1 protein-coding gene is annotated in these 265 nt (G+C 57.4%); it reads right to left on the bottom strand.

The window, feature by feature from the left end; all coding sequences use genetic code 11:
• Positions 1-208 (bottom strand): NADPH-dependent FMN reductase (locus tag SB816_RS32305; protein WP_410548285.1); only part of this gene is annotated, 208 nt, incomplete at its 3' end.
• Positions 209-265: the final 57 nt, after the last annotated feature.

Genomic DNA, 265 nt, shown 5'->3' on the forward strand with positions numbered 1-265 from the left:
CCTTCGGATCGAAAATCCGCACTTCGCACCCCAGCCTCTCCAGCAGCCGTTGAGCTTCCAACGCAAGCAGCCGACTGTACGACACCTCGCGGAGCGATCCGTAGAGGATCAATATCCGGGGTTTGTGCGTCGAGAAGGCCGGACGAAGGGCATCGAGATCTGTTTGATGCAGATGCCGCTCCTGCAATGCGGGAAATGTATTAGACAATGCGCTTTCCTTCCTCGTCGAGGATCTGCTCGCCGTCTTCCTTGCTGAACGGACCCT

Source organism: Achromobacter sp. SIMBA_011 (genome assembly GCF_046535435.1).
GTDB lineage: Bacteria > Pseudomonadota > Gammaproteobacteria > Burkholderiales > Burkholderiaceae_B > Achromobacter > Achromobacter dolens.